This window comes from Bradyrhizobium jicamae, from assembly GCF_018130215.1.
In the GTDB taxonomy this organism is placed as follows: Bacteria; Pseudomonadota; Alphaproteobacteria; order Rhizobiales; family Xanthobacteraceae; genus Bradyrhizobium; species Bradyrhizobium jicamae_A.
In genome coordinates this window covers 64741-89659 of the sequence record NZ_JAFCKQ010000017.1, presented here as the reverse complement: position 1 = coordinate 89659, position 24919 = coordinate 64741, and the positions used below count along the sequence as shown (strand labels likewise).

General features: G+C 63.8%; 28 protein-coding genes. 18 read left to right on the top strand and 10 right to left on the bottom strand.

All coding sequences use genetic code 11. The annotated features are described in order from the left end of the window. Window positions 1–89 precede the first annotated feature (89 nt). Entirely contained in the window at window positions 90–491 is a 402-nt protein-coding gene (locus tag JQ586_RS19900) for a TIGR00366 family protein (RefSeq protein WP_409411002.1), read from the top strand. Next, entirely contained in the window at window positions 478–1521 is a 1044-nt protein-coding gene (gene bioB / locus JQ586_RS19895) for a biotin synthase BioB (RefSeq protein ID WP_249147803.1), read from the top strand. Before JQ586_RS19900 ends, bioB begins: the two co-directional genes overlap by 14 nt. A gap of 52 nt (window positions 1522–1573) precedes the next feature. Here bioB and JQ586_RS19890 read toward each other — a convergent pair whose 3' ends face one another. The 3 genes from JQ586_RS19890 to JQ586_RS19880 are packed head-to-tail and all read right to left on the bottom strand — an operon-like array spanning window position 1574 to window position 5849. Further along, window positions 1574–2296, bottom strand: a complete 723-nt coding sequence (locus JQ586_RS19890; RefSeq protein WP_212396296.1) for a formyltransferase family protein — start codon at window positions 2294–2296, stop codon at window positions 1574–1576. A 37-nt stretch (window positions 2297–2333) separates the two neighbouring features. After that, entirely contained in the window at window positions 2334–3692 is a 1359-nt protein-coding gene (locus JQ586_RS19885) for a hypothetical protein (protein WP_212396295.1), read from the bottom strand. 57 nt (window positions 3693–3749) lie between these two features. Beyond that, complete coding sequence (locus JQ586_RS19880; RefSeq protein WP_249147802.1) at window positions 3750–5849, bottom strand: hypothetical protein; 2100 nt, start codon at window positions 5847–5849, stop codon at window positions 3750–3752. On the opposite strand from JQ586_RS19880, the gene JQ586_RS40540 reads away from it, so the two are divergent. The 12 genes from JQ586_RS40540 to JQ586_RS19825 all read left to right on the top strand — a co-directional run bounded on the left by JQ586_RS40540 (window position 5832) and on the right by JQ586_RS19825 (window position 16905). Beyond that, entirely contained in the window at window positions 5832–6488 is a 657-nt protein-coding gene (locus JQ586_RS40540; RefSeq protein ID WP_249147801.1) for a hypothetical protein, read from the top strand. The genes JQ586_RS19880 and JQ586_RS40540 overlap by 18 nt on opposite strands. A gap of 259 nt (window positions 6489–6747) precedes the next feature. Further along, window positions 6748–7449 (top strand): RNA polymerase sigma factor, encoded by a 702-nt coding sequence (locus JQ586_RS19875; RefSeq protein ID WP_212396293.1) that lies wholly within the window; start codon window positions 6748–6750, stop codon window positions 7447–7449. A gap of 143 nt (window positions 7450–7592) precedes the next feature. After that, window positions 7593–8417, top strand: coding sequence for a flagellin (locus JQ586_RS19870; RefSeq protein WP_212396292.1), 825 nt, complete (start codon window positions 7593–7595; stop codon window positions 8415–8417). Window positions 8418–8480: 63 nt separating this feature from the next. After that, window positions 8481–10190, top strand: a complete 1710-nt coding sequence (fliD, locus tag JQ586_RS19865; RefSeq protein ID WP_212396291.1) for a flagellar filament capping protein FliD — start codon at window positions 8481–8483, stop codon at window positions 10188–10190. After that, on the top strand, window positions 10187–10618 hold the full coding sequence (gene fliS, locus JQ586_RS19860; RefSeq protein WP_212396290.1) for a flagellar export chaperone FliS: 432 nt from the start codon (window positions 10187–10189) through the stop codon (window positions 10616–10618). Before fliD ends, fliS begins: the two co-directional genes overlap by 4 nt. A 100-nt stretch (window positions 10619–10718) precedes the next feature. Next, window positions 10719–11252 carry a hypothetical protein gene (locus JQ586_RS41330; protein WP_312016985.1) on the top strand — a complete coding sequence of 178 codons (534 nt, stop codon included), beginning with the start codon at window positions 10719–10721 and terminating at the stop codon, window positions 11250–11252. 239 nt (window positions 11253–11491) lie between these two features. Continuing rightward, window positions 11492–12154 carry a flagellar hook assembly protein FlgD gene (locus tag JQ586_RS19850; RefSeq protein WP_212396289.1) on the top strand — a complete coding sequence of 221 codons (663 nt, stop codon included), beginning with the start codon at window positions 11492–11494 and terminating at the stop codon, window positions 12152–12154. A 19-nt stretch (window positions 12155–12173) separates the two neighbouring features. Next, complete coding sequence (flgE, locus tag JQ586_RS19845; RefSeq protein WP_212396288.1) at window positions 12174–13445, top strand: flagellar hook protein FlgE; 1272 nt, start codon at window positions 12174–12176, stop codon at window positions 13443–13445. Further along, the gene (locus tag JQ586_RS19840) at window positions 13442–13705 is read left to right on the top strand and encodes a hypothetical protein (RefSeq protein ID WP_212396287.1); all 264 of its coding nucleotides are present in this window, start codon (window positions 13442–13444) and stop codon (window positions 13703–13705) included. The genes flgE and JQ586_RS19840 overlap by 4 nt, the downstream gene beginning before the upstream one ends. A 20-nt stretch (window positions 13706–13725) precedes the next feature. Continuing rightward, complete coding sequence (locus JQ586_RS19835) at window positions 13726–14181, top strand: flagellar protein FlgN (protein ID WP_212396286.1); 456 nt, start codon at window positions 13726–13728, stop codon at window positions 14179–14181. A gap of 27 nt (window positions 14182–14208) precedes the next feature. Beyond that, a complete protein-coding gene (gene flgK, locus JQ586_RS19830; RefSeq protein WP_212396285.1) occupies window positions 14209–15975 on the top strand; it encodes a flagellar hook-associated protein FlgK in 1767 nt (588 codons plus the stop codon). 21 nt (window positions 15976–15996) lie between these two features. Next, window positions 15997–16905, top strand: coding sequence for a flagellin (locus JQ586_RS19825; protein ID WP_212396284.1), 909 nt, complete (start codon window positions 15997–15999; stop codon window positions 16903–16905). A gap of 10 nt (window positions 16906–16915) precedes the next feature. On the opposite strand, the gene JQ586_RS19820 is transcribed toward JQ586_RS19825, so the two are convergent. From JQ586_RS19820 to JQ586_RS19805, 4 genes are all read right to left on the bottom strand, one after another. Continuing rightward, window positions 16916–17848, bottom strand: coding sequence for an ABC transporter substrate-binding protein (locus JQ586_RS19820; RefSeq protein WP_212396283.1), 933 nt, complete (start codon window positions 17846–17848; stop codon window positions 16916–16918). Beyond that, window positions 17845–18183, bottom strand: coding sequence for a cytochrome c (locus JQ586_RS19815; protein WP_212396338.1), 339 nt, complete (start codon window positions 18181–18183; stop codon window positions 17845–17847). The genes JQ586_RS19820 and JQ586_RS19815 overlap by 4 nt, the downstream gene beginning before the upstream one ends. A 25-nt stretch (window positions 18184–18208) precedes the next feature. Next, complete coding sequence (locus JQ586_RS19810; RefSeq protein WP_212396282.1) at window positions 18209–19873, bottom strand: methanol/ethanol family PQQ-dependent dehydrogenase; 1665 nt, start codon at window positions 19871–19873, stop codon at window positions 18209–18211. Between the two features lie 296 nt (window positions 19874–20169). After that, on the bottom strand, window positions 20170–20448 hold the full coding sequence (locus JQ586_RS19805; RefSeq protein WP_249147800.1) for a hypothetical protein: 279 nt from the start codon (window positions 20446–20448) through the stop codon (window positions 20170–20172). 184 nt (window positions 20449–20632) lie between these two features. Between JQ586_RS19805 and JQ586_RS19800 the strand changes: the two genes are divergently transcribed. The 4 genes from JQ586_RS19800 (at window position 20633) to JQ586_RS19785 (ending at window position 22987) form a co-directional block, all read left to right on the top strand. Next, complete coding sequence (locus JQ586_RS19800; protein ID WP_212396281.1) at window positions 20633–21031, top strand: EF-hand domain-containing protein; 399 nt, start codon at window positions 20633–20635, stop codon at window positions 21029–21031. A 337-nt stretch (window positions 21032–21368) separates the two neighbouring features. Then, the gene (gene pqqA / locus JQ586_RS19795) at window positions 21369–21449 is read left to right on the top strand and encodes a pyrroloquinoline quinone precursor peptide PqqA (RefSeq protein ID WP_035721241.1); all 81 of its coding nucleotides are present in this window, start codon (window positions 21369–21371) and stop codon (window positions 21447–21449) included. A 218-nt stretch (window positions 21450–21667) separates the two neighbouring features. Then, window positions 21668–22552 carry a hypothetical protein gene (locus tag JQ586_RS19790; protein WP_249147799.1) on the top strand — a complete coding sequence of 295 codons (885 nt, stop codon included), beginning with the start codon at window positions 21668–21670 and terminating at the stop codon, window positions 22550–22552. 198 nt (window positions 22553–22750) lie between these two features. Further along, complete coding sequence (locus tag JQ586_RS19785) at window positions 22751–22987, top strand: hypothetical protein (RefSeq protein WP_212396280.1); 237 nt, start codon at window positions 22751–22753, stop codon at window positions 22985–22987. A gap of 99 nt (window positions 22988–23086) precedes the next feature. Here JQ586_RS19785 and JQ586_RS19780 read toward each other — a convergent pair whose 3' ends face one another. From JQ586_RS19780 to JQ586_RS19770, 3 genes are read right to left on the bottom strand one after another with little or no spacing between them, the layout of a single operon-like run. Beyond that, window positions 23087–23440, bottom strand: coding sequence for a hypothetical protein (locus JQ586_RS19780; RefSeq protein WP_212396279.1), 354 nt, complete (start codon window positions 23438–23440; stop codon window positions 23087–23089). A gap of 41 nt (window positions 23441–23481) precedes the next feature. Beyond that, complete coding sequence (locus tag JQ586_RS19775; protein WP_212396278.1) at window positions 23482–24192, bottom strand: ABC transporter ATP-binding protein; 711 nt, start codon at window positions 24190–24192, stop codon at window positions 23482–23484. Further along, on the bottom strand, window positions 24182–24919 hold the full coding sequence (locus JQ586_RS19770; protein WP_212396277.1) for an ABC transporter permease subunit: 738 nt from the start codon (window positions 24917–24919) through the stop codon (window positions 24182–24184). The genes JQ586_RS19775 and JQ586_RS19770 overlap by 11 nt, the downstream gene beginning before the upstream one ends.

Sequence of the window (24919 nt, the reverse complement as noted above, 5' to 3'; positions counted from 1 at the left end):
AGCGGCTCGCGGGCATTTTCCTTCGAGCGCATCAGCGCATTTCGGCTTGGGGTCGAATCGGCCGGAGAAAACCTGGCGCGGACAACATCGTGGCGCGATTTTCGCGGGCCCTGGTGTCGTTCGCCGAACGCTGGTTTCCGGATGCTTACGTGTTTGTCCTGATCGCGGTCATCGCGGTGGCCGCCGGCGCGATCCTGCATGGCGGCTCGCCGCTCGCCGTCAGTCGCGCCTTTGGCGACGGGTTCTGGAATCTGATTCCCTTCACCATGCAGATGGCGCTGGTCGCGATCGGCGGCTATGTCGTCGCGATGTCGCCGCCGGTCGCCGCGTTGCTCGCTCGCCTGGCGCGGGTGCCGGTCCCCACAGCGCGGATGGACTCGCGCCTTGGAATGGACGCATATCTCCCGGTCAATGGACGTGGCTCGGCGAATTGGGGTGCCGGGTGCATGAATGCCGAACATCGGAGAAATGAGCGTGATGATCGATACTGAAGGGGCAAATCGGGGCAGTGCCGGCAAGTCCGGGCCCGTCCGCAACGACTGGACGCGCGCCGAGGCCGAGGTCCTTTACAACCTGCCGTTCTCCGACCTGATGTTTCGCGCGCAGACGATCCATCGCGCCCATTTCGATCCCAACCATATCGAGACCGCGAGCCTGCTCAGCATCAAGACCGGCGGTTGCCCGGAGGATTGCGGCTACTGCTCGCAGAGCGCCCATTACGAGACCGGATTGAAGGCGACGCGCCTGATGGACAAGGCGGATGTGATCGCGACCGCGCAGCGCGCCAGGGACGCCGGCGCCGAACGCTTCTGCATGGCGGCGGCGTGGCGCAATCCGAAGGATCGAGATCTCGACCAGGTCTGCGAGATGGTCAGCGCCGTCAAGGGCCTCGGCATGGAGACCTGCGTGACCTTGGGCATGCTGACGCCGCCCCAGGCGACCCGGCTGCGCGAGGCCGGGCTCGACTTCTACAATCACAACGTCGACACCTCGCCGGAGCACTACGACAAGATCATCACCACGCGGACGCTGCAGGATCGCATCGACACGCTCGGCCATGTGCGCGAGGCCGGCATCAAGGTCTGCTGCGGCGGCATCATCGGCATGGGCGAACGGGTCACCGACCGGCTCGGCATGCTCGTGCTGCTCGCCAACATGCCCGCACATCCCGAGAGCGTGCCGATCAATCTCTGGAACGAGGTCAAGGGCGTCCCGGTCAACGACACCGCGGAGCGGCCGGATCCGATCTCGGTGGTGCGTCTCGTCGCGGTTGCCCGCATCCTGATGCCGCAAAGCGTGGTGCGGCTGTCCGCCGGACGCCAATACATGACCGATGAACTGCAGGCGCTTTGCTTCCTCGCCGGCGCCAATTCGATCTTCATCGGCGACGTGCTCCTGACCACGCGCAACCCGCAACGCGATCGCGACACCGATTTGCTCGACCGGCTCGGGATCAATTCCGGTCTCGAGAAGCCGCTCGTCGGGGCCGAGAAATCGAAGCGCGTCGCTCGAGCCGGCTGAGGCTGGCCTTGGCGCAGGACGGCTGCCGTTCTGCGCCGAAGGGCGCTGCGTCTCAGGATGCCGCGGCGAGCGGCGGTGAGGCGACCTCCGGCTCGGCGGTCGCCTGCGCAGCTGCTGTCGCGAGCTCGAAGCGGATGCCGTGCAGGCTGTAGGTCAGTGGGATGCCGCGGAAATCGTCGTGGAAGGCACGGACCCGGCGCGCCAGCTCTGCTGGGCCGATGCCGGGGGGAAGGTCGCACATCTCCCGGTACATCTGCCGCGTGCTCCTGGTCCCGCACCAGGCGATCGGCAGTTCGGCGAGGGGCGAAACATTGCAGGCGAGATCGCGCGACATCCGCCAGTACAAATGGGCCAGCCGCACGTAGGCCATCTGCTCCAGTCCGCGCACGCTGATCTTGTCGGGGATGATGAAGGACTCGACGCCGATGATCGGTCCGCAGTCGACCCGCGCGGCCATTGCATGCGCCGTGACGCCGAACATGCGCGAGCCTTCATAGAGCGCGAAATGCGCCGGTGCCCAGCCGGGATATTGCGGCGGGCCGGGGTGGAAATTGTAGGCGCCGTGGCCTAGCGCCGCGAGGATGCTGGCAGGCACGATCACGCCGGTGGTGAACGCCAGCAACCTGGCCTCGCGCAGCACCTCTGGCCCGATCGCGGCGAGGTCTTCGGCCGTCACGGCGCCGTGGAACGACAAAGCCGGATTGTGCGTCTTGAGCAGCGCGCCCAGCGCCAGCTGCTGATCGGCGACGCCGGTGAGAAGGATGATGGTCTTCATGGTGTGCTGTCCTTCCCTGTTTCGTTCCCGACCGTAATCAGCCGCGATGGCCTGCCATCACGACGACGCTCCCGGCATCCCGGGATTGCCCGATGGTCCGGAACAGATCGGCCGGCAGCGTCTGCCACGGCGCAATCTCGATGATCCGGTTGTTCGCGCTCTTGGCTGCCGATTTGGCGGCGCGGATATCGTCCTGCCAGGGGCAGAGCGACAGCTCGAGCCGGCCAAATCCGCCACAGTCGGCGGCAAACGCGCCGGTCACGGCTTCGATGCTGGCCGCGATCTCGCGTGCGTCGCTCGAGGCGATATCGCGCATGATCACGGTGATCGCATCGCTCGTCATTGCCTGCGACTTGACCACGATCATGGAGTCGCGACCGCCGCTGCGGCCGGCGCGCCGTGCGGTTCGCATGGCAATGCCGAATTCCGCGTCCGGCCCGAGATCGGCGTTGTCGGCCGGTAGATCGTGAACGATCGTCGTATGCCGCGGCGTGCCGGTGTCCTCGGTCGGCGCATGATATGAGCGCGGCAGCCATACGGTGTCGAGCGGCATCTGCGATGACGTCAGGCACCATGCCTGGTCGAGCAGGTAACCCTCCCAGACCGATGGATAGGCGGTCGCGATGTGGTGCCAATTGTGCAGCAGCGCCTCGGCCGCGGCGGAGCGCCCCACATAAAGGGTGCGCGCCGACATCTCCCACCGGTTCCATTTGTGAAGCGCGAGGTCGCAATCGAGGTTGGACGGCAGCATCGGCGCCTCGGTAAGAACGGCGTCCGCCTCGATGAACAGCAGCGGCTCGCGGTGCTGTTGCCACATCTGCCGCACGAAGGCTGCCTTTTCGGATGCGTGTATGCATCCGTCGTCGGCAGTGTCGACCGCCGCGATGTCACAGGTGATCCGATATTCCGCGAGCTGGTCGCGAAGCCGCTGCGCTTGCTCGTCGCCCCGGCCTCGGGGATAGCAGGAGATGACACGCAACGGGGCGTCGGTCAGAAACGCCTTGCCTGTCCCGAGCGCACGCCAATTGACCCCGCCCCACCACATCTCGTGAGGGCCGTCGGTGCCCGGTCCGATCGTGCCGAAGTCGGTCAACTTGGATTTGAGGAAGTCGAAGGCCGGGTTCTCGCCGAAGGGAATGACGACCGCACAACCGGTGCGAAGCGTTCTATAGAGCGTCTCCGCCGCGGGGCCGCTTGGCGGCTCGACGACGACGATCACGCCGCTATCGCGGACCGGGACGGAGCCGCCCTGGCTGAGGACGGCGTTGCCGAGCCGGTGCACCAGCCAACCGACACGTCGGCGCTGGACCGCGTTCAGCTTGATACCGTTCGATGCCAGAAAGTGGTCGAGATTGGTCTGCAAGCCGTCCGCTTGCGCCGTGTCAGCCGATGTCATGCCCGCGCTACCCCTCGTTAACCTTCTACGATCGGGGCAGCTGGATCAGGCGATAATTCACCTGGCGAAGTCGGTCTTCCGCCAGGCGAGGGTCGCGGCCGGGCCTCCGGTCGCGCCATGGTCGTCGATGGTCAGGATGCGGTCATGGTTGAGCGATGTCAGCGCAACCGAGTAGATCGCGACGTCGTCCGCGCAGGCGTCGACCGGGATCAGCAGCGTTCCTTCCTCGCTGGAGGCGTGGAAGTGGCGGCCGTTCCGCTCGAGGCCGGCATAGATCAGCCGCTCGTCGCCGATCGACCGCACATCCGGGCTTTTCGCCGCATCGCCGGTGGTCTCGCCGGACTGGACGACGACACCATGGAGCATTCCCTGGCGCATGAGTTTTGCGAGCGGTACTGCGATCATCGTCACACCCATGCGCCGCGACAGCGGGATCCGCAGGCGAAGCTCGCCGAGCCCGGAGTGATGGACGCTGATGGTCTCCAGCGAAGCCTGGCCATCCCTTCTGAACAGCCCGACCTGCAACGTGCCGCATTGCGCTTCGCCGAACACGTTGGCGGGCAGACGGTTGGTGCCGAACAGCACATAGAGGTAGGCATGCGCAGGCGAAAGCAGCGAAAAGCTGCCGGCAAGCCACATCGGCGGTGCGGGCGCCGTGCAGGCGCTGCCGATGCCGCGCGCAATGATCTGGTCGTTGACAAAGTTGCCGTCCAGCATCGCTGCCAGCGCCTGGGTGCCGAGATTGACGTCATGCTTGAAGCCGCTGAGCAGAACCAGCTCGTCGTCATCGGGCAGCAGCAGGAAGCGGCCGAGCACCGCAGTGGCCCAGCGCGCGGCGGTGTCCGGCTCGCGATAGGGTTGCAGGGCGTAGCGCGGCGCAAGGTCGCCGGCGCGTGATGCGTAGGCTCGCGCCCCGGACTGGACCTCGGTGGCGAGCGCCAGCTGCCCCGCGGGGCGCTGGTCGTCCTCGCGCAACACCTCGCCGTCGCGATAGTCGCGGACCGATCCCTCGGCAGAGCAGCAGAGCTGCTCCAGCAAGGCGACGTTGCGGATCAGCATGCGCTTGACGTGCGGGGTGATCACGCGGTCGGAAATCAGGCCCTCTGCCGTGTCGTCGTCGACGATGTCGTCGAATGCATCGTCGAGCGTGAGCAGATAGGCGCCGTGCAGGCGGATGCGGATGCCCTCGCAATCGAAGATGCGGCGCAGGGACTTCTGCACGCTGGCGGAATAGCCGAGATCAACAAGGATCAGGTCGGTGCAGCTGTCGAAATCCGGGATCTTCGCGCGCAGATAGCCGAGCAGCCGAGCGCGCACGCCGGCGGCAATGTCGATGATCTCATGCGCGCCCATCAGGTCGGGCAGGGCGTCGGCGAGTTCGCGGCCGCTGGCAATGCCGTCGGGATATTTCGCGAAGAACGCCATCACCGCCGGCGGCTGCACCTTGACGATGTCGACGAATGTCGGCGCGTCGATCTTGCCGACCCGGCCCAGCAGGTCGCAAAGCGGCTCCAGCGTATCGGCCGAGCCGACCAGGCTGACTCGACGGTTGACCTCGAGATAGACGCCGCTTTGGTTGTGAGCGTCTTGCCAGATGAGGTGCGGCAGAAGTCCGTCGCGGCCGAGAAAGCCGACTGACACGCGCGCTCCTTGCGCGGCCAGGGCGGCGCGCCGCGCCTCGATGAAGGCATCGAAAGCGGTCATCACCGGGCCGAGCACGGTCGCGCCGAGATGGAAGCCCGGCGAGCGCTCCGCGCTCTGCGCCGCCACCGCGCGCCGCAAGGTGCGCGCGCCATGATCGAGCCGCGACGGCCGGCCGGGACACAGCAGCTCGAAGATCGAGGTCTCGCGCTGCAGCTTCGAGGCCAATGCCGCGCTGGCCTGCGGGTAGTAGCGCGGACGGATGCCGTAGCGGCGCGCACCCTTGATGTCGGCATTGTCGTTGTCGCCGATGTGAAAGGAGCTTGCGGCGTCGACGCCCTGTTCGGCGAGATAGGTACCGAACAGCTTCTCGCTCTTGCTGTTGCCGTGGTCGCAGGATGCGTACAGGAAATCCCAGACCAGGCCGGGGCTGCCGGCGCGCAACAGCTGCGCGAGCTGCTCGGAATTCCAATAGGTGTCGGAAATGAAACCGACGCGATGACCGCCTCGTTTCATGTCCAAGTATTGCTGGACCATTTCCGGATTGACGCGGCACAGCTCCAGCTCGGCCGCGAATTCGAGTCCGGCGAGATCCTCCAACGCGTCGCGCGTCAGGCCGAACAGCCTGAACGGAAAGCATTTATAGATTTCAGAGATGTGGACTTCAGTCGAGCCGCGCTGCTCCTTGGCTTGCTTGCGCGCGCGCGTTTCCGACTGGATTCGATGTTGAACGAAACTGTCGGACATATTTGGAAATTTTTCGGAAATGTTCGAAAGCTGAAAAACCCTTTCAAATACGCCGTCCGGCGTCGTGCAGGCGCGGAACAGAAATGTATCGAAAACATCGAACGAACACGCAGAAACATTTCGCGCGCGACGCGATGCGTCGGCCATCATGATCGTCATGTCCAGAAATCCCGCGTGCCCTCATGCGTAGAACGCTCGCATGCGGCAATTCAGGCGCGCTTAACCAAAAAAGTTGACGCGCGATTCCAAAACGCGCGCTTCGCGACTGACAGATTCAAAAAAATCGATAACGTCGATTTGGTGATTCGGAAAAAATTGCCTAGTCGCGATCGTCGAAAGCAAGATCGCGACCACGTGCTGACCGATCATCCGTATGCGAGATGCATGCATGTGTTCGTGTGGCGTTAGTTCGTGTGACAACAGCGTTTTCCGGCGAGATCATTGTTCCGCGGGAATGCGAGGCGATGCTGAACGACTGCTCCGAACCATGCCGATTTTTTCACCGCGCCCAGGCGGGGCGGCATCTTTTGCCGGGCGGTAGGCAAAAAAATCCAGCTAAGTATTTGAAAAATAACAAAAAAAGTCCGCCTGGAATGTCCGATCCCTCCGTTCAACCATCAGAAGCCGTATGGGATGTGTGCCAGCGGCGTTGGTTGGAGAGTGCGGGATGAGCTACGCGCTTGATATGAGTGCCACGGCCGAGATCGAGGCCGCTACGGCCGCGGTTGCGCCGATCGAAGCGACTCCTCCCTGGACAGACGTTCCGACCGTCGCCGATGCAGGCCCGCTCGACACCGTCGAGATCCAGGACGAAGACAAGGAATTGCTCGATCGCCTCGCCGCCGGCGACGAGGTGGCTTTCCGCCTTCTTGTTGAACGTCATGTCGACCGCGCCTACGCGATCGCGCTGCGCATCGTCGGCAGTGCCGCCGACGCCGAGGACGTGGTGCAGGACACGATGCTGAAGGTGTGGACGCATCGCGGCCGCTGGCAGCATGGCCGCGCCAAATTCTCGACCTGGCTCTATCGCGTCGTCAGCAATCGCTGTATCGACCTGCGCCGCAAGCCGCGCACCGAGAATGTCGATGCGGTTCCTGAAGTCGCCGACACCCAGCTCGACGCCTCCAGCGTCATCGAGCGCAACGAGATCGGCAATCTTCTCGAGGTGGCGATGCAGCGGCTGCCCGAGCAGCAGCGTGTCGCGGTGATCCTCTCCTACCACGAGAACATGAGCAACGGCGAGATCGCCGAGGTCATGGACACCACCGTTGCCGCAGTGGAATCGCTGTTGAAGCGCGGTCGGCAACAGCTCCGAGAGATGCTGCGACGGCACGAGCGGGACCTCCGCGACGCATTTACCGATTCCTAACCATAAAATCCGGCTTCTGAAGATTTCGCGCCTGACCACCGACGGCCGTCTCGTTTGATCGAGCGGACGGGGGCTGGATCCGCGTCATCTCTCTTCTTCTTTCACGATGCGGCATGCCATGCCCATCAGCACAGGAGCTATACATGCCCGCAATTTCCACCAACACAGCGGCCAACGCAGCAGTCCGCTATCTCAACATCAACTCGCAGCAGGAAACCAGCGCACTGGCGAAGCTGTCGAGCGGCTCGCGCATTACCGCGGCTTCCGACGACGCCGCCGGCCTCGCGATCTCGACCCGCATTTCGTCCGACATCACCACGCTGCAGCAGGCCGCGACCAACGCGTCGCAGGCGACCTCGATCCTGCAGACCGCTGACGGCGGCGCGTCCAACATCTCCGACATCCTCGCCCGCATGAAGTCGCTGGCCTCCGAGTCTGCCTCGGGCACTGTGACCGACTCCAGCCGCGCCTACATCAACTCGGAATTCTCGCAGCTCACGTCGGAAGTCGATTCCATCGCTTCGGGTACCCGCTACTCCAGCCAGAGCTTGCTGGATGGCACGAGCGTGTTCTCGTCGGGTGTTGCGGTGCTGGTCGGCTCGACCGCGAGCGACACCATCACCATCACGCTCACGACCCTGACCTCGTCCTCGCTCGGCCTGACCTCGCTCGACGTCTCCTCGCTGTCGGACGCCACCAGCGCGCTGTCGGCCCTCGACACCGCGATCAACAGCGTCTCGGCCGCCCGCGCCACGATCGGTGCCCAGGAGTCCCGCTTCAACTTCAGCGCCAGCTCGATCTCGACCCAGACCCAGAACCTGCAGTCGGCGAACTCGGCGATCATGGACGTTGATATCGCCTCCGAGCAGGCGACGCTGTCCTCGGCCGAAGTGAAGACCCAGGCCGCGGTCTCCGCGGAAACGGCGGCGAACCAGATGCCGCAGTACCTGCTCAAGCTGCTCGGCTAATCCGGAAGGCAATGATCGGGCCGGCCAGTGCCGGCCCGATTTCCATGATGCGGATGTGTTGACATGACGGTAAGCAGCGCCACCACGGGCACGTCCTCTTCGAGCTCCACGTCGCCGAGTTCCTCGGATACGGTCACCACGACCGGCACGACCAACTCGACCAGCATCGACTGGACCACGCTGATCCAGGCTGAGGTCAACGCCAAGCTGGCGCAGGCGACGTCGATCACCACCAAGATCACCGCGAACGAGGCCAAGGTCACGGCGTATCAGACGCTGCAGACCGATCTTTCGACTCTCTCGACCGGGCTGGAGTCGCTGAGCACGTCGATCATCAACTCGGTCGCGACCAACGCATTTGCGACGCGCTCGGCGACGATCTCCTCAACCGGTGATCTCAGCGCGTCTTCGGCGCTGTCGATGAGCGTCAACAGCGGATCCGCCACCGGCGACCACACCCTCCAGATCAGCCAGCTTGCGACCGCGCAGAAGGTGATGGGCTCCGCGCAATCGAGCTCGACGACCGCGCTCGGCTATTCCGGAACGTTCTCACTGGGGCTGGCAGGCGGCACCAGCTCCGCGATCACGATCACCAGCGGCATGTCCTTGCAGGACATCGCCGACACCATCAATGCGCAAAGCTCGACGACGAACGTCCAGGCCTCCGTCATCGAGGTGTCGAGCGGCTCCTACCAGATGGTGCTGACCGGGACGCAGGATGCGGCCGACATCACCTATTCATCGACGTCCGGCGACGACATCCTCAACAAGCTCGGCGTCACCGACAGCACGGGTGCGTTCACCGACGTGCTGCAGAAGGCGCAGTCCGCCGAATTCACCCTCGACGGCATTTCGCTGACGCGCAACACCAACGATGTCTCCGACGTTCTCACGGGAGTGACGTTCGATCTGCTGCAGTCGACGCCAAGCGGCACGACGCTGAACATCAGCATCGGCACCGACACCAGCCAGATCACCTCCGCGCTGCAGACCTTCGTCACGAACTACAATGCGTTTCGTGACGAGGTCATCGCGCAGTCCGCGCAGAATTCGGACGGAACCGCCTCGTCGAGCGCCGTGCTGTTCGGCGACAGCACGATGCGCGAGATAATGACGCAGCTCCAGCAGGTGCTCAGCGGATCGGTCGGGGGAATGACCATGGCCGACCTTGGCCTGTCGTTCAACGAGAACAACGAGCTGCAGCTTGATACGGGCACGCTGTCCACCGTGCTGACGACGAACCTGAGCGGCGTGACCCAGCTGCTGGCCGCGCAGACGACCACCTCGTCGAGCCAGCTCAGCGTCGTCAACACCGGTACCTCGCCACAATCCTTCGCGCTCGACTTGACCGTCGATTCCAGCGGCAATCTGACGTCGGCGTCCGTCAACGGCGACAGCTCGCAGTTCTCGGTGATGGGCGACAGCATCGTCGGCAACCCGGGGACGGTTTACGCCGGCATGGCCTTCACCTACACGGGGTCGACGTCGCAAACGATCAACGTCACCTCGACATCGGGGCTCGCTTCACAGATCTTCCAGATTGCGAATGAGGCTTCCTCGACCAGCTCCGGCTCCTTGCAGGACCTGATCACCAACCTGCAATCCCAAGACAGCGACATGCAGGACCAGGTCACGACCATCCAGACCGACGCCCAGACCTACCAGACCCAGTTGCAGAACGAATACGCGAACGACCAGGCGGCCATCGAGAGCGCCAACAACACGCTGGACTACCTCAAAGCACTGCTTAATGCGGGATCAAGTAACGGATGACACAGAACTCGACGGCCTATCTTGCCAATAACGCCTATCGAACGGCCGCGGCGGCGGTCCCGCCGCTCAAAGCGGTGATCATGCTCTGCGACGGTGCCATCACGTTCTTGCAGAAGGCCCAGGAGGCGCATGAGGCGCAGCGCTTCGAGGAGGGCCATGGCTACCTGACGCGGGCGACCGCGATCCTGCGCGGGTTGAGCCACAATCTCGACTTCAACCGCGGCGGTGCTTTGGCGGACCGGCTCTACAAGACATACAACGCGCTGATCATTGCCTGCCTGCGCTCCTACGGCCGGCCGCACGCGAAAGAGAGCTTCCGCCGCATCATCGCCAGCCTCGCCGAGCTCCGCGACGCCTGGAAGCATGTCGAGGCGACGACCGGGCAGGCCGGCAAGGCCAAGGCGGCCGAATCAGCCGGCCGGCGCTGAGCCCATTCGGCCCCGGGGGCCAAGCGGACCGCGCCCCGGAGCCGCCGTGCCGAGCAGTTTGGGGGCCTCTTTGGGGGCATAAGTTGCGGCCGGGGACACCATGTTTGGCCTGATGCCTTCGCGGCGGAAATTGATTTCCGCCGTCCCGCGAATGCTTTATGACAGCCTCGGGGGCGAGGCGGGATCTACGCGCGGGATGGATATTGCGACGTTCGAGGACCTGATCGACCGGCTGGGGGAGGACCTCTCCCTCTGGCCCGACGATCAGCGCCTGGCTGCCGTGCAGCTTCTGGCGTCCTCGGCAGAGGCGCGAACGCTCTACGAGGAGGCTAGCGCACTTCGCCAGGCGCTCAAGGGCCCACCCGTTCGTGCTCCTGCCGGTCTTGTCGACCGCATCGCGGCGGCAGCTGCGAAATTGCCCCAAGAGCCCCAAGAGCCCCAAGAGCAAGAGCCCCCAGGGCCCCAGCAGCCGGGCGCCGTTGCGGACGAGCCGAAGGCCGCGAGAGCTTCTGACGAAGCCGTGCCGGCCGGAAAAGTCCTGCCCGCGCTGTTGCTGGCGCTCTGGCTGCTGCCGGCGCTCGCGCCGCCCGGGCTGCTGGACGAGCCGGACGCGCCGATCAGCTTTTCGCTCTAATTGCCCGGATTTCATTGCTGACGATCGCCCGGCGGCCTGGCCGCCGCGCGCAGCGACATGGCGTGAGCGCTCCCGCCGTATCGTCGGCGCGGCAAATTCTGCCGCCTAGTCAAATGATTCCGCAAACGTGAATCCGCGCCTGAAATCGGCGCGTCATCCGTTTCATCTGCAAACGACCTTCACGACCACGATGTTCCAACGCGTTCCGTCGCGCAACCCGCGACGAAGAGAGTCTTGTCATGACCGTATCTTCGGCCACGTCAGCTGCGACTTCATCCACCACTTCGTCGTCCTCGACGAATTCGTCGATGGGGCTGACCTCGACCGATTTCCTCAATCTGCTCGTCAGTGAGTTGCAGAACCAGGATCCGCTGAACGCAACCAGCACGACCGACTTCATCAATCAGCTCACCTCCTACGCCAACTTCAACGAGCAGCAGTCGATCAACAGCAGCATGACGTCGCTGGCGAGCTCGTTCTCGAGCCTCGTCACGCTCAACTCGGTCAACTACATCGGCCACACGGTCGAAGCGAAGACGAATACGGCGGAACTCACCGGCGGCTCGGCGACGTTCGGCTACTCGCTCACGTCGGCCGCTTCCAACGTCTCGATCTCGATCCAGGATTCATCCGGCAACGTCGTGTGGAGCGGCTCCGGAACCGGAAATGCAGGCTCCAACACCTTCACCTGGAACGGTCAGACGACGAGCGGCACCCAGCTCAGCGACGGCGGCCAATACACGATCCAGGTGACCGCGACCGATTCCGCCGGCAATTCGCTGGTCAACTACACCACGATGACTGGAAAGGTAACCGGGATCGATGCGTCCGGTTCGTCGCCGAACCTGCTCGTGAACGGCGTTCCCATCAGCGCCTCCAACATTATCGGCGTTCTGTCCTGATCGCATCCGGAGTTTTATCATGAGTTTGACTGGTGCCCTTTCCTCGGCGATCTCGGCGCTCAATTCGCAGAGCCAATCGCTCGCGATGATCTCCGACAACATTTCGAACGCGGACACCACGGGATACAAGACCACGTCGGCGATGTTCGAGGACCTGGTGACGGCGTCGAACAGCGCCACGTCCTACACGTCCGGCGGCGTCACGGTCTCGGGCCGCGCCAATATCACCCAGCAGGGCCTGCTGTCCGCGACCACCAACGCCACCGACGTCGCGATCCAGGGCTCGGGCTTCTTCGTGACGAGCGACGCGACGTCCGGCGGCACCACCTCCTATACGCGCAACGGTGCGTTCACCACCGACAACAACGGCTACCTCGTCAACAACGGAAACTACCTCGAGGGCTGGCGCACCGATTCCCAGGGCAACATCGTGGGCAACGCATCGGCTGCGAGCCTTGCGCCGATCAACACGCAGGCGGCAGCGACCAGCGCCAGCCCGACCACCAAGACGACGATCGCGGCCAACCTGCCGTCGGACGCCGCCGTTGGCGCCACCTTCTCCAGCTCGATGACAGTCTACGACTCGCTCGGAACAGCGAATTCGATCCAGATCACATGGGACAAGACGGCCGCCAATACCTGGACCGCGACCTTCGGCAATCCGACACTGGCTTCGAACTCGAGCACGACGACCGGTACGACCACCAGCAGCCCCGTCACGATCAATTTCAACAGCGATGGCTCGCTCGCCTCGACGTCACCGGCCTCGCCGACCGTCACGGTCGGCAGCTGGACCGATGGGGCCGCCGCCAGCACCATCACGCTCGACCTCGGGACGAGCGGCAAGACCGACGGGCTGACCCAATACGCCTCCGGCGAAGCAACGCCTTCGGTCGACGTCACGGGGATCAATTCGGACGGCCTCGCCTTCGGCAAGTTGAGCAGCGTCTCGATCGGAAAGGGCGGCGTGGTCGACGCCACCTACTCAAACGGTGAGACCATTGCGATCTACAAGATCGCGGTCGCGACCTTCAGCGATCCGAATGGTCTCACCGCAGGCAGCGACGGCATGTACACTTCGACGGCAGCTTCCGGCAATGCCGTGCTGCAGACCTCGGGCACCAATGGCGCCGGGACGATCTACGGCAGCGAGCTGGAATCGAGCACGACCGACACCAGCGGCCAGTTCTCCAGCATGATCTCCTCGCAGCAGGCTTACTCGGCAGCCTCACAGGTGATCACGACGGTCGACAAGATGTTCCAGACCCTGATCCAGGCGGTGCAGGCATGACGGTCCGCGCCAGGAATGAGAAGAGCCGCCAGTTGCAGCTCAGGCTCAAGCGCCTTCAGGCGCGCGCGAGCACGGTACGGGCCGATGATCGGGCGCAGCTTTGTGCGCTGCTCGACGACATCCAGACGCTGCGGGATCTCCTGATGCGCGAATGCGCGCAGCTCGACGAGGAAATCAACCGGGCCATGTTCCGGGCAACAGCCATCACCGCTTACGGGCGCGGCGTCCAGGCGGTCCGCGCCATGCGTCGCGGACACTAGCACTCAACGGGAGCGATACCATGACACCGGCAAACAACACCAAGATCAATCCCGCCGCCAATGACGAGCGTGCGCGAGCCCTGATTGCGCTGATCGACGGCCTGATCGCCATCGTCAACGAGGAGAACGTCGAACTCGCCATGGGCCTGCCCGCGTCGAGGTTGAAGCATGTCGACGAGAAGAACCGGCTGGCCAACCTGTTCGAGCAAAGCGTCGCGGAAGCGGTCGGCAAGGCCATGAACCTCCACGTCCAGGACCGCGTCCTGCGCGAGCAGCTGATGGAGCGGATCCTGCGGCTGCGCGCGGCGATGGACGAGAATGTCCTGCGGCTGCGCGCGGCGATCGAGGCCAGCAACCGCCGGATCGAGGCCATCATGCTGGCGATCCGCGAGCAGATCGCCAACGTATCGCCCTACGGGGCCGGCGGCCGCCGCGTCACGTCAGCGATGTCTTACGGCACCAACGTCCAGGCCTGAGCCGGACGGCGTCAGGGAGAGTCAGCCGTGTCGTCGCTCAACATTGCACAAAGCATCGCGTTCAGCGGGCTCGCGGCCACGCAGGTGCAGATCAGCGTGGCCTCGGCGAACATCTCCAATGCCGATACCAAGGGCTACACCCAGAAGACTGCCAACCAGATCAGCAACGTTACCGGCGGCGTCGGCACCGGCGTCACCGTCACGGGGATTACCAGCACCGTCGACAAGCTGCTCCTGAAGTCGCTGGTCGGCGCAACCTCCGACCTCGGCTCGGCGAACACGGCCAACAACTACCTTACCCAGCTCGAGCAGCTCTACGGCAACACATCGAGCGCCAGCAGCTCCACCACGGGAACATCGCTTGCCAACACGCTGGCGTCGTTCGAGTCGGCGCTGTCGTCACTGGCAAGCACGCCGAACAGCGCGTCGCTGCAAGCCAACGCGGTCAGTGCGCTCGATGCCGTAACCGCCCAGCTGCAGCAGACTTCGAGCGGCATCCAGAAGCTGCGTTCCAACGCCGACCAGGACATCGCATCGTCGGTCAGCGACATCAATTCGGACCTGCAGCAGATCGCCGGCCTGAACGCGCAGATCAAGCAGGAAGCTGCAGCAGGGCAATCGACCGCCGACCTCGAGGACGAGCGCAACTCTGCGCTGCAGGACCTCTCGACGCAGATGAACGTGAGCTACTTCACCTCGTCGAGCGGCGACCTTCAGGTCTATACCTCGACCGGACAGGCGCTGGTCGACAGCACCGCGCACCCGCTGAGCTACACGCCGGCTTCCAATGTCACGGCGTCGACCACCTACAGCTCGGGCGGCTTCAGCGGCATCACCGTGAACGGCGTTGACGTCACCTCCCAGATCACCTCCGGCAATGTCGGCGCCCTGATCACCCTGCGCGACCAGACGCTGCCGGCCGCGCAGTCCCAGCTCGACGAACTGGCCCAGCAGCTCACCGCGAGCGTGAACGCCGTATCGAACCAGGGTACGTCGGTGCCGCCGCCGGCCACCCTCACCGGAACGGCGACGACGAGCAGCTCCGCGCCGCTGTCGGCGACCGGCACGGTGCGCATCGCGGTGGCTGACCAGAACGGCAACCTCGTTTCCTATCAGGACCTCAATCTGGCGTCCTACACGACGGTCGGTGCCCTCGTGACCGCGATCAACGGAATCTCGGGCGTGTCGGCATCGATCGATTCCAGCGGGCATCTGACGATCTCAGCGACCGGGTCGGGCAACGGCATCTCGATCAACGAGATGACGAGCTCGGTCGGCAGCTCGGGCGAAGGCATGTCGGATTATTTCGGCCTCAACGACCTCGTGACGGGGACCGGCGCCTCCGATATCGCGGTTCGCGGCGACATCCTCAGCGGTGCGGCGGGGCTGCCGACGGCAACGCTCGATTCGTCCGCCACTCTGACGGTCGGAAGCTCGGTGCTGTCGTCCGGCTCCGCGACCATCGTCAACACTCTGCAAAGCACGCTGACGGGATCGACGAACTTTGCCATGGCCGGCGGACTGGGTGCCACGACCGGTTCGTTCACGGATTATGCAGCCGCGATTGTGGCCAATATCGCCAGCAAGGCCACCCAGGCGTCGTCGACCTACACCGCCAGGCAGACCGCGCAATCGACCTATGCGAACTCACTGTCGTCGGAGACCGGCGTCAACATCGACGAAGAGACCGCGAACTTGAGCACGCTGCAGAACAAGTATTCGGCTGCTTCCGAGCTGATCCAGGTGATCAACACCATGTTCACGTCGCTGATGACTGCGATGCAGTCAGCATAGGCCGAGATTGAGGTTACGGTCATGGTAATGCGTATCGCCACTTTTGCGCTGTCGGATCAGATGATCGCAAGCGCTCTACGTGTGCAGGCCGTCATGGCGAACGAGCAGGTGCAGGAATCCTCCGGGCAGAAGTCGCAGGATTTTGCCGGCTACGGCGCCGATGCCGGCCGCGTGGTCAACCTCCAGGTTTCGGTGACGCGGTCGCAGTCCTACATCGACGCCGCAAGCATTGCCGACAGCAAGGTGCAGGTGATGTACTCGGCGGTGGGGTCGATGACCAATATCATCACCCAGCTTCGCTCGCAGCTCAGCGCGGCCTCTGTCGGCAGCAGCACGGCGACTTCGTCGGTGATCACCTACGCGCAGCAGGCGCTGTCGCAGGTGGGATCGCTGCTCAATACGCAGTATGACGGCGAGTATGTCTTCGGCGGCGCGAAAACCGGGACGGCGCCGGTCGATCTGACGGGATATGACACGGGGACCGGTTCGCTGACGACGCCCGACACCAGCTACTATCAGGGCGACAGCGAAATCGCCTCGGTTCGTGTCTCGGACAGCCAAAGCGTCGCCTACGGCGTCAATGCCGACAATTCGGCGTTCGAGCAGGTGATGCGGCTGCTGAAATACGTCGGCAACAGCTCGACGCTGTCGTCCAGCGATCTGACGTCGGCACTCAATCTCGCCAGCAGCGCGCTCGATGCGGTGTCCACGGTGCAGTCGAAGATCTCGACCTCGGCATCGCAAATCGAATCGGCGAGTGCGGACCAGAGCGACTACCAGACTTTTGCCCAGACACTGGGGGGCGATCTCACCAATGTCGACGTCGCCGCCGTGACCGCACAATTGTCGGCCTATCAGACCCAGCTCACGGCGTCCTATTCGGCGATCGCCAGGATCCAGGGCCTCAGCCTCGCGAACTACCTGAAGTAGCCTGCCGGCGTCAGCGGTTCAGGATCTTCGGCCAGACGTCACCCAGGATGATCGGCTCCCGTGGGGCGAGGTAGGTGAGGCCGGCCGCCTGGCCAAGCTGGGCAACCGTGCCCGCCGACTGCATATCCGAGAGCACCTTGTTCACGGCGTCCAGCAGCGTCCTGTCGCTGTCGAGGGCGACGTAGCCCCTGTTGGCACCGATCGGATAATAGTAGCCGGACGCGGTGATCTTGGTGTCGGCGTGGTTCATGCGATAGGCATCGAACCGCCGCAGGTCGAGCAAGGTCGCGTCAAACTCGCCGCGATCCAGTTCCCCCAGCAGGTCGCTGCGGCCCGGGACGAGGTGGGTGATGTCGTCGATCAGCTTTCCCTTGTCGAAGGTCATCAGGATGGCATCGCCAAGCGTGCCGCTCTCGATCGCGATCCGAAGACCGGCCAGATCGCCGATGTCGGAGACCTTGCGATCCTTGGCCTTGGGGCCGAGGACGATTGTCATCGGCGAGTAGACATAGGGCTGGCTCGGAATCAGCACGCCCACCGGGATGCGGCGGCGGTGATCGTCGCGGGTGGCGCCGTCGAAGTCCGGCAGCTTTGCCGTCTTGACGCCGGGCGCAACCAGCGAGTCCCTGGTCAGGGCATAGCCGCCGACCAGCGAGCAGCGGCCGTCCGACAACAGCGCATTGGCCTCCAGCGATGGGCTCGAATCCTCATCGAGCTTGCTCTCGAACCATTGGATCTTGAGCGGGCGGCCCAGCTTCTCGGCGACGGCCTGCGCCAGCGCGACATCGAAGCCGGCATCCGGCTTGCCGCGATGGTGCGCCGATAGCGGCGGCAAGTCCTCGTCGAGGCAGACCTTCAGCGGCTCGTCGGCTGCCCGCGCCGTCGTGGCGATTGCCGGCGCGAGCAAGAGCGCGGCGACCGCAAGTGTCAGCAAGGCTTTCATGGATTCCTCCGGCTCGACACGAACGCCCAGACGTCGGCAATCTCCTGCTCGCTCAGGATGTCGGCCCAGGGCGGCATCTTGCCGTTCTTGCCCTGTTTGACCGTCGTCACGAAGCGGGTCTTGTCGTCGGGGAACGCGCGCAGGTCCGGTGTGATGGTGCCGGAGTTGATCAGGTTCGGCCCATGGCAGTGCGAGCAGTTCTTCGCGTAGGTCGTCTTGCCCTGGTCGATCTGGCCTGAAAGCTCGTTGGCGCTGGATTGCTGTGCGACGGCCGGGATCAGCGTGATCGAAGCCGTCGTGACGGCGGCGAAGATCGCCGCCGTCACCAAGATCATTCGTTCAGTCACGTCTGCTCCAGGCTCAGTTCTTGACCGCGAAGACCCAGAGCGAGCCGCCAGGGGGCACCTTGGCAAGCCGCTCGTCGCCCGAGAACAGCGAATAGACGCCGCCATAGCCGCTGGTGACGGCGACATATTGCACGCCGTCCTGCTGCCAGGTCACCGGTTGGCCCTCGATGCCCGATCCGGTCTGGAACTGCCAGAGCTTCTTGCCGCTGTCGGCGTCGAAGGCTTCGAATTCGCCGGTCAACGCGCCCGTGAAGACGACGCCGCCTGCGGTCGACAGTACGCCGGAGAAGCGGGGAATATCGCTCGCCGCTTCCCACTTGGCCTTGCCGGTCATGGGATCGATCGCCTTGAGGTGACCGCGCGGGCCATCACCCCATTCCCAGGGATCGGTCAGGTCCATGCCGAGATACCATTCGCCCTGCTTGTAGGTCGCGGGCTCCGCCTTGTATTTGCCGCCGAACGCGAGCGTGTTCGCGTAGGCGAGGCCGGTCTGCGGATTGTACGACATCGGCTCCCAGTTCTTGCCGCCGAGGATCGACGGATAGACGGTGACCTTCTTGCCGTCGCGTGCATCCTTGACGACGTCGGTGTCGATCGGGCGGCCGGTCTTCATGTCGATGCCGCTGGCCCAATTGACCTTCACGTAGGGATTGGCCGCGAGCAGCTTCCCGTTGGTGCGGTCGAGCACATAGAAGAAGCCGTTGCGGTTGGCATCCATCAGCACCTTGGTGGGCTTGCCCTCGACATTCATGTCGGCAAGGACCATTTCGGCGACCGAGTCATAGTCGAACGGGTTGTTCGGCGAGAACTGGTAGTGCCACTTGATCTTGCCGGTCTTCGGATCGAGCGCGAGCACCGAGCAGGTGTAGAGGTTGTCGCCGGGACGGACCGCGGCATTGAACGGCCCGGGATTGCCGATGCCCCAATAGACCGTGTTCAGCTCGGCGTCGTAGGAGCCGGTGATCCAGGTCGATCCGCCGCCGAGTTTCCAGGTGTCACCCTTCCAGGTGTCGCCACCCGGTTCGTCCGGGCTCGGAATCGAAAAGGTGCGCCAGAGTTGCTTGCCGGTCGCCGGATCCCAGCCGTCGATAAAGCCGCGGGTGCCGAACTCGGCGCCCGAAATGCCCGTGATCACGACGCCGTCGGCGACCAGCGGCGCCACCGTCATCGAGTAGCCTTCCTTGATGTCCGCGGCCTTCTGGCGCCACAGCTCCTTGCCGGTCTTGGCATCGAGCGCGATCACATTGGCGTCGAGCGTGGTACGGAACACCTTGCCGTCATAGAGCGCGGCGCCGCGGTTGATGATGCCGCAGCACACGATTCGCGGCGTCTCCGGGGGATACTCGACCTTGGTTTTCCAGATCTGCTTGCCGGTCTTGGCGTCGATCGCGATCGTGGCGCTATTCGTGGTGACGTAGATGACGCCCTGATAGACGAGCGGCTGCGATTCCTCGCTGCGGTCGTCATTGAGGCTGTAATTCCAGACCGGCACCAGATTCTTGATGGTGTCCCTGTTGATCTGGTTCAGCGTCGAGAAGCGCTGAAGATTGTAGCCCATGCCGTAATTAAGAACGTTCGATGTATCAGTCGCACCCTTGACCAACTGTTCGGTGGTCTGGGCGCTTGCACCATAGGATGCAAGAATTACGAGGCTTGCGGCCAGCGCAATGCGTTTCATCAGCTCCTCCCAATGGACCCTTTTTGCACGCCTATCCTGACGTTGCAGGCGCAACCATCGTCTTGAAACCAAAACGCGTCAACACGAAAACGCGAGCGAAGTGCTGCCACCGGAATAGGCAGCCTGATGCGTTCGATTTTTTGCAAACCCATCCACAGCTTAGTGCAACGTGGCATACCCAACGCCAACGATGGCCGTCTGCGCCGGCTTGCGTTTACACGCTACATCCGCAAGCGAGTTCTTGTGATGCAGCGAGGGCCGGCGATTTCATGTCAGTCGTGCCGATGCCCGGCCGGTCAGCTCGACGGTGCGCGTTGACAATCGCTCGGCCGCGGCCTGGAGCCCCGCTTGTCCGGCGGCACCTTGCAATTGTCGATGCGCTGCTCGTCGGTCCATTTGCGGCCGAGCCGCTCCTTGCCGGTGAGCGTGCCTTGCCGGACGCTTGCATTCGTGGATGGCGCGGACTGACCGTTCTGGGCAGACGCAGACGCGATCAGGCAGAGCGCCGCGAAGCAGGCTCCCATAGCGGCGCTCTTCAACATCAGCTCAAAGGCCTTGTGATCAATGCGGCGCATGATCGGTCGCTCCTTCTCATGGTGCGATGCAATCGTCGGAAGCCAGACATCACCACAGGCGCCGCGCACATCCACCCGAATCCCGACAAGGATCCGGGCATTCCACCGTTCGCTGAAACTGCTATGGTCGGTCATGACTTGCAGGCAGCTCCGTCTTTGTCGGAGCCGCAAAGGGGAGAAAACGATGATATCGCGCCGATCGCTCGCTCTGACCCTGGCCGTGGCCGTTCTGTCCGGTCCCGCTCTGGCGGCCTCCCACCGCAGCAACGCACTGAAGGCGCTGGATCCCGACAATGACGGCACGGTCGATCTCGCCGAAGCCAAGAAGGCGGCGGCTGATCTGTTTGCAAAGCTCGATCCCGACCATGACGGCACGCTTGACGTGCGCGAACTGAGAGGGCGGCTGACCGCAAAGGAACTCGCGGCTGCCGATCCCGATCACGACGGCACCCTCACTCTCGACGAATATCTTGCGGTCGTCCAACAGCGCTTCAATGCCGCCGATCCTGACAAGGACGGAACGCTGGATGCGAAGGAATTGAATTCACGTGCCGGCCGGGCTTTGTTGCGGCTGCTCAAATAGTGCCCCAAGCGCCCCAGCCCCTCGGGAGCCGGGTTTCAGAGCGCTGGCGCGGCCCTTGAGAAAAAAAGTTGCGATTTCCCTCTTGGGCAAGACGCGGCTGGAATGAGCAGGTCTGGTGAAGATCCTCTGCGGGATCGCCGCTGCGAAAAGCCCAGATTTAACAATGTCCGGCTTTCCTGGCCGGCCTGAATCCAGGCGAATGCCGGAGGGCCGTCCGGCAAACTGGCATGTCCAGCAGGGAAGTCGGCCTTGGGCACGCCAACTTGCGCTGCGCCGGAGGCGGCCCTAGCTTCCGGGCCGGCGCGGGGTTCGCGCCAAATTGCTTGGGAGCACCCGAATGACCTGGAAAACTCCGAAGATCGTCGAAGTGCCGGTGGGCATGGAAATCAACATGTACGCCTGCGCAGCGCGCAAGTGACTTGAGGCGATCTGCCCGGCTCGTGCAGCTTGCTGCATCGAGCCGCGGCAGGCGTCCCGCCTTGAATTTGTGCCATAGACATCACTCGCACTGACACATAGTTCGAACCGACACACCGCTCGCGCTGAAAGCGTCTCGCGATCGCGGCGATTTGCGAACCTGTGCCGGTTTGCCGTAGGGTGCGGTCCCGGCAGCGGTGCGGGGTCGACATCGGGTCAATGGCTCTCGGAATCAAGATGCGTCGTCAGGCGAAGCAGCTGTGCGCTGCGGTGATCGGCACCGCTGCGCTGCTACCGCTGGCTGTGCAAGCCGAGGACATCGATACCGAGCACATCTTCGGCTTCATGATCGGCTCCGATGTCGGCGACCCCGGCGAGCGTGAATTCCAGAGCCAGACCACCGGACACTTCGCCAAGAATGGCGGCACCTATCGCGCGCTCAACCAGGAACTGGAGCTGGAGCTTGTTCCGGTGCCGAACTTCCGTGCGGAGCTGGCGACCACGTTCATGGCGCATGACATCAACGGCGTTCCAGGTTTTGACGACCGCAGGCAGTTGTCATGGCAGGGTGTCGCGCTAGACCTCCGCTATCGCTTTCTCGCGCGCGAGTCGGGACCGTTCGGCATGACGGTGGCGATGGAGACGCATGCGGACCGCGTCGACGAGACGACGGCGGCTGTGGTCCGCAGCTATGGCACCGAATTCACCGTTGCCTTCGACCGCGAGGTGATCCCGAATGTCGCGATCGCGGCCTTCAACCTGTCCTATGAACCGGAATGGACGCGCCTCGCATTGACAGGCGCCGCGGAGCAGGACGCCACCATTGGTGCCGCGTTCGGCCTGATGGCCCGCGTGCGACCGGACATCCTGCTGGGCGGCGAGGTGCGCTACTTCAGGAAGTATGACGGCATCGGCCTCGACGCCTTCGCCGGACAGGCGCTGTTTGTCGGGCCGACGGCCTATTTCCAGCTCTCGGAGCGCTCACGCCTGACGGCGACCTGGAGTGTCCAGGCCTGGGGCAAGCAGGCCGGTTCGAATGCCGCGCTCGACCTCGTCAATTTCGAACGTCACCAGGCTCGCCTGGTATTTGGCGTGAACTTCTAGTCCAGAACCCTTTCGAGCGGATACCGGTTCGCATCAAGAGCGTCAAAACAGGAATCCGGAGCTCCGTTCCGATTTGATCGGTGCGGAAATATCTCTACTTGGACGAGTTCCCTTCCGCCATGGTCTGTGAAACCCTGAATGGCCTGACTACGTATTTCGTCGTACCATCTTTCGAGGGGCACGCTTCAAGGATTGCGCATGAACCCGATCGACCTGATCGTCACCGTATGTGCCGTGCTCTCGCCCACCACCTGCGAGGAGCAGCACTTGTTGTTCAACTGGAACGGCTCGCTGCAACAATGTGCGATGGCCGCGCCGCCCTACATCGCCCAATGGGTCGGCGAACATCCGAAATGGACCGCGGTGAAGTGGCGTTGCGAATATCCGCACCCCAACGATCGTGCGGGACTGGACGGCGATACGCCGGCTGGCTAGCCAGAGCGTTCCGAGGGAATCGGAACCGATAGCTCCAGATCATTGCTTGACGCGTTTTCTTCACGCGAACCGGAATCCGCTCGAAAACGCTATTGGCCGCTACCTGTTGCAGTCCTTCAAGTCCTTGTCGGAGACCGAGAACACGGCATCGGCCTTGATCTCGATGTCGCGGACGAAGCACTGCTTCGAGCCGCCATAGCTGACCTTGGCGTCATAGCGGCCGGGCTCGACGCCGGTGATGCGCAGACGCTCGTCGTGGTCGACCTCCTTGTCCTTGTCGTTCAGCGTCTGGTTTGGACCCCACTCGTTCTTGCCCACCGGCGACAGTTCGAAGCCCGTGATCGTCGCGCTGGTCAGATTCCACAACCGGACGCCTTTACCCTTGCTCTGGGCGAGGGCTGCGCCCGGTATCGCAAGCAGCAGGACTCCAGCAACGATTAGCGCACGCGACATTGGAAAAACCTCCCCGGAATTTGCGCAAGGATGAACGCCTCTCACATATTTGCAAGGTCCAGCTGCGAGAGGCGGGACTTGAGAGCCTCGATGTCCTGCTCGCTTCGAGCAGCGCGCGGCGTCGTGATCGTCTCGACATGAAGGATTCGCGCCGGTCGCGCCGACAGAAACAGCAGACGGTCGCCGAGCCGGACCGCGTCATCGAGATCATGGGTGACCAGCAGCGTCATCATCGCCCGACTGGCCACGAGCGCTGCGATCTGGTCGCGCAGGCGACCTGCGAGCGCATTGTCGAGTGAGGCTAGCGGCTCGTCGAGGATCAGGAAATCGGGTTCGACGGCAAACGCGCGCGCCAGCGCCACGCGGCGGGCAAGGCCGAGCGACAATTCTCCGGGGAAATGGCTGCGATGGGCGCTCAGTTCGAGCACGTCGAACAGGGTCGACAGGGTCCCGTCAGCGACGTCAGGCGCAGCGAGCCGCACATTCTCCTCGACCGAGCGCCAGGGCAACAGCCGCGGCTCCTGAAACACCATACCGAGTCGCGCGCCGGCCGAGTGGACAACCCGGCCCAGATAGTTGCGATCGAGCCCGGCAAGGATCTTCAACAAGGTGCTTTTGCCGCAACCGGAAGGGCCGAATACCACGCCGACCTCGCCGGCGCTCAGCGTGAAGGCGATGCGATCAAGCACGTCGTGGCGCTTGCCGGCGGCATTCTCGAAGCTCTTGCCCTTGATATCGACCTCAAGCTGCACGGAGCCGCCACCGCGATAGCCTGGTTTCAAACGGCTGCACCAGCAGGGTTTCGATGACGAGCACGACGGCCGCGAAGCTCAGCGAATAGGCCAGCAGCAGCGGGATGTCGAACAGCTGGAAGGCGACACCGATCTCGAACCCGACGCCGTTCGGCCGGCCCAGCAACTCGGCGACCAGCACGATCTTCCAGACCAGCGACAGCCCGGAGCGCGCCGCGGCCGCGATATAGGGCGCAAGCTGCGGCAGGATCACGTGGCGGAAGGTGCGGCCGCGCGGAAAGGCGAACGCCGTTGCCATCTCGTCCAGTGCCGGGTCGAGCGCACGCGCGCCTTCGCGCAGGGTGACGACGGCCGTCGGCAGCTTGTTGATGGCGATGGCGAAGATTGCGGCGACTTCGGTCAGCCCGGCCCAGATGTAGGCAAGCACGATGACGACGAGCGCCGGCAGATTGAGCAGCAGGATCAGCCAGGGATCGCCGAGCCGATCGGCGAGGCGCACCCGGCCCATCAGATAGCCGATTGCCGAGCCGAGGGTCATCGCGAGCGTGAAGGCGAGTGCAACCCGTGCCAGGGTCGCGCCGAGATTGAGAAACAGCGCGCCGGATCTGGCTTCCGCCGTCATCGCCGCCAGCACCACGGGCGGCGGCGGCAGCTTGGCATCTCCGACCAGGAGCGAGGCGATCCACCAGGTCGCGATGAACAGCGCGAATGACAGCAGGCGCAGCAC

Bases quoted from the DNA above. Each gene is read 5' to 3' on its own strand.
- JQ586_RS19790 (WP_249147799.1), top strand. From the start codon at position 21,668: ATGGCTCTCGGAATCAAGATGCGTCGTCAGGCGAAGCAGCTGTGCGCT.
- JQ586_RS19815 (WP_212396338.1), bottom strand. From the start codon at position 18,183: ATGATCTTGGTGACGGCGGCGATCTTCGCCGCCGTCACGACGGCTTCG.
- JQ586_RS19890 (WP_212396296.1), bottom strand. From the start codon at position 2,296: ATGAAGACCATCATCCTTCTCACCGGCGTCGCCGATCAGCAGCTGGCG.
- pqqA (WP_035721241.1), top strand. From the start codon at position 21,369: ATGACCTGGAAAACTCCGAAGATCGTCGAAGTGCCGGTGGGCATGGAA.
- JQ586_RS19785 (WP_212396280.1), top strand. From the start codon at position 22,751: ATGAACCCGATCGACCTGATCGTCACCGTATGTGCCGTGCTCTCGCCC.
- JQ586_RS40540 (WP_249147801.1), top strand. From the start codon at position 5,832: ATGACCGCCTCGTTTCATGTCCAAGTATTGCTGGACCATTTCCGGATT.
- JQ586_RS19850 (WP_212396289.1), top strand. From the start codon at position 11,492: ATGACCGTATCTTCGGCCACGTCAGCTGCGACTTCATCCACCACTTCG.
- fliD (WP_212396291.1), top strand. From the start codon at position 8,481: ATGACGGTAAGCAGCGCCACCACGGGCACGTCCTCTTCGAGCTCCACG.
- JQ586_RS19800 (WP_212396281.1), top strand. From the start codon at position 20,633: ATGATATCGCGCCGATCGCTCGCTCTGACCCTGGCCGTGGCCGTTCTG.
- JQ586_RS41330 (WP_312016985.1), top strand. From the start codon at position 10,719: ATGTTTGGCCTGATGCCTTCGCGGCGGAAATTGATTTCCGCCGTCCCG.
- JQ586_RS19875 (WP_212396293.1), top strand. From the start codon at position 6,748: ATGAGCTACGCGCTTGATATGAGTGCCACGGCCGAGATCGAGGCCGCT.
- JQ586_RS19780 (WP_212396279.1), bottom strand. From the start codon at position 23,440: ATGTCGCGTGCGCTAATCGTTGCTGGAGTCCTGCTGCTTGCGATACCG.
- JQ586_RS19820 (WP_212396283.1), bottom strand. From the start codon at position 17,848: ATGAAAGCCTTGCTGACACTTGCGGTCGCCGCGCTCTTGCTCGCGCCG.
- JQ586_RS19885 (WP_212396295.1), bottom strand. From the start codon at position 3,692: ATGACATCGGCTGACACGGCGCAAGCGGACGGCTTGCAGACCAATCTC.
- JQ586_RS19880 (WP_249147802.1), bottom strand. From the start codon at position 5,849: ATGAAACGAGGCGGTCATCGCGTCGGTTTCATTTCCGACACCTATTGG.
- JQ586_RS19835 (WP_212396286.1), top strand. From the start codon at position 13,726: ATGACACCGGCAAACAACACCAAGATCAATCCCGCCGCCAATGACGAG.
- JQ586_RS19870 (WP_212396292.1), top strand. From the start codon at position 7,593: ATGCCCGCAATTTCCACCAACACAGCGGCCAACGCAGCAGTCCGCTAT.
- JQ586_RS19840 (WP_212396287.1), top strand. From the start codon at position 13,442: ATGACGGTCCGCGCCAGGAATGAGAAGAGCCGCCAGTTGCAGCTCAGG.
- fliS (WP_212396290.1), top strand. From the start codon at position 10,187: ATGACACAGAACTCGACGGCCTATCTTGCCAATAACGCCTATCGAACG.
- bioB (WP_249147803.1), top strand. From the start codon at position 478: ATGATCGATACTGAAGGGGCAAATCGGGGCAGTGCCGGCAAGTCCGGG.
- flgE (WP_212396288.1), top strand. From the start codon at position 12,174: ATGAGTTTGACTGGTGCCCTTTCCTCGGCGATCTCGGCGCTCAATTCG.
- JQ586_RS19805 (WP_249147800.1), bottom strand. From the start codon at position 20,448: ATGCGCCGCATTGATCACAAGGCCTTTGAGCTGATGTTGAAGAGCGCC.
- JQ586_RS19825 (WP_212396284.1), top strand. From the start codon at position 15,997: ATGGTAATGCGTATCGCCACTTTTGCGCTGTCGGATCAGATGATCGCA.
- JQ586_RS19810 (WP_212396282.1), bottom strand. From the start codon at position 19,873: ATGAAACGCATTGCGCTGGCCGCAAGCCTCGTAATTCTTGCATCCTAT.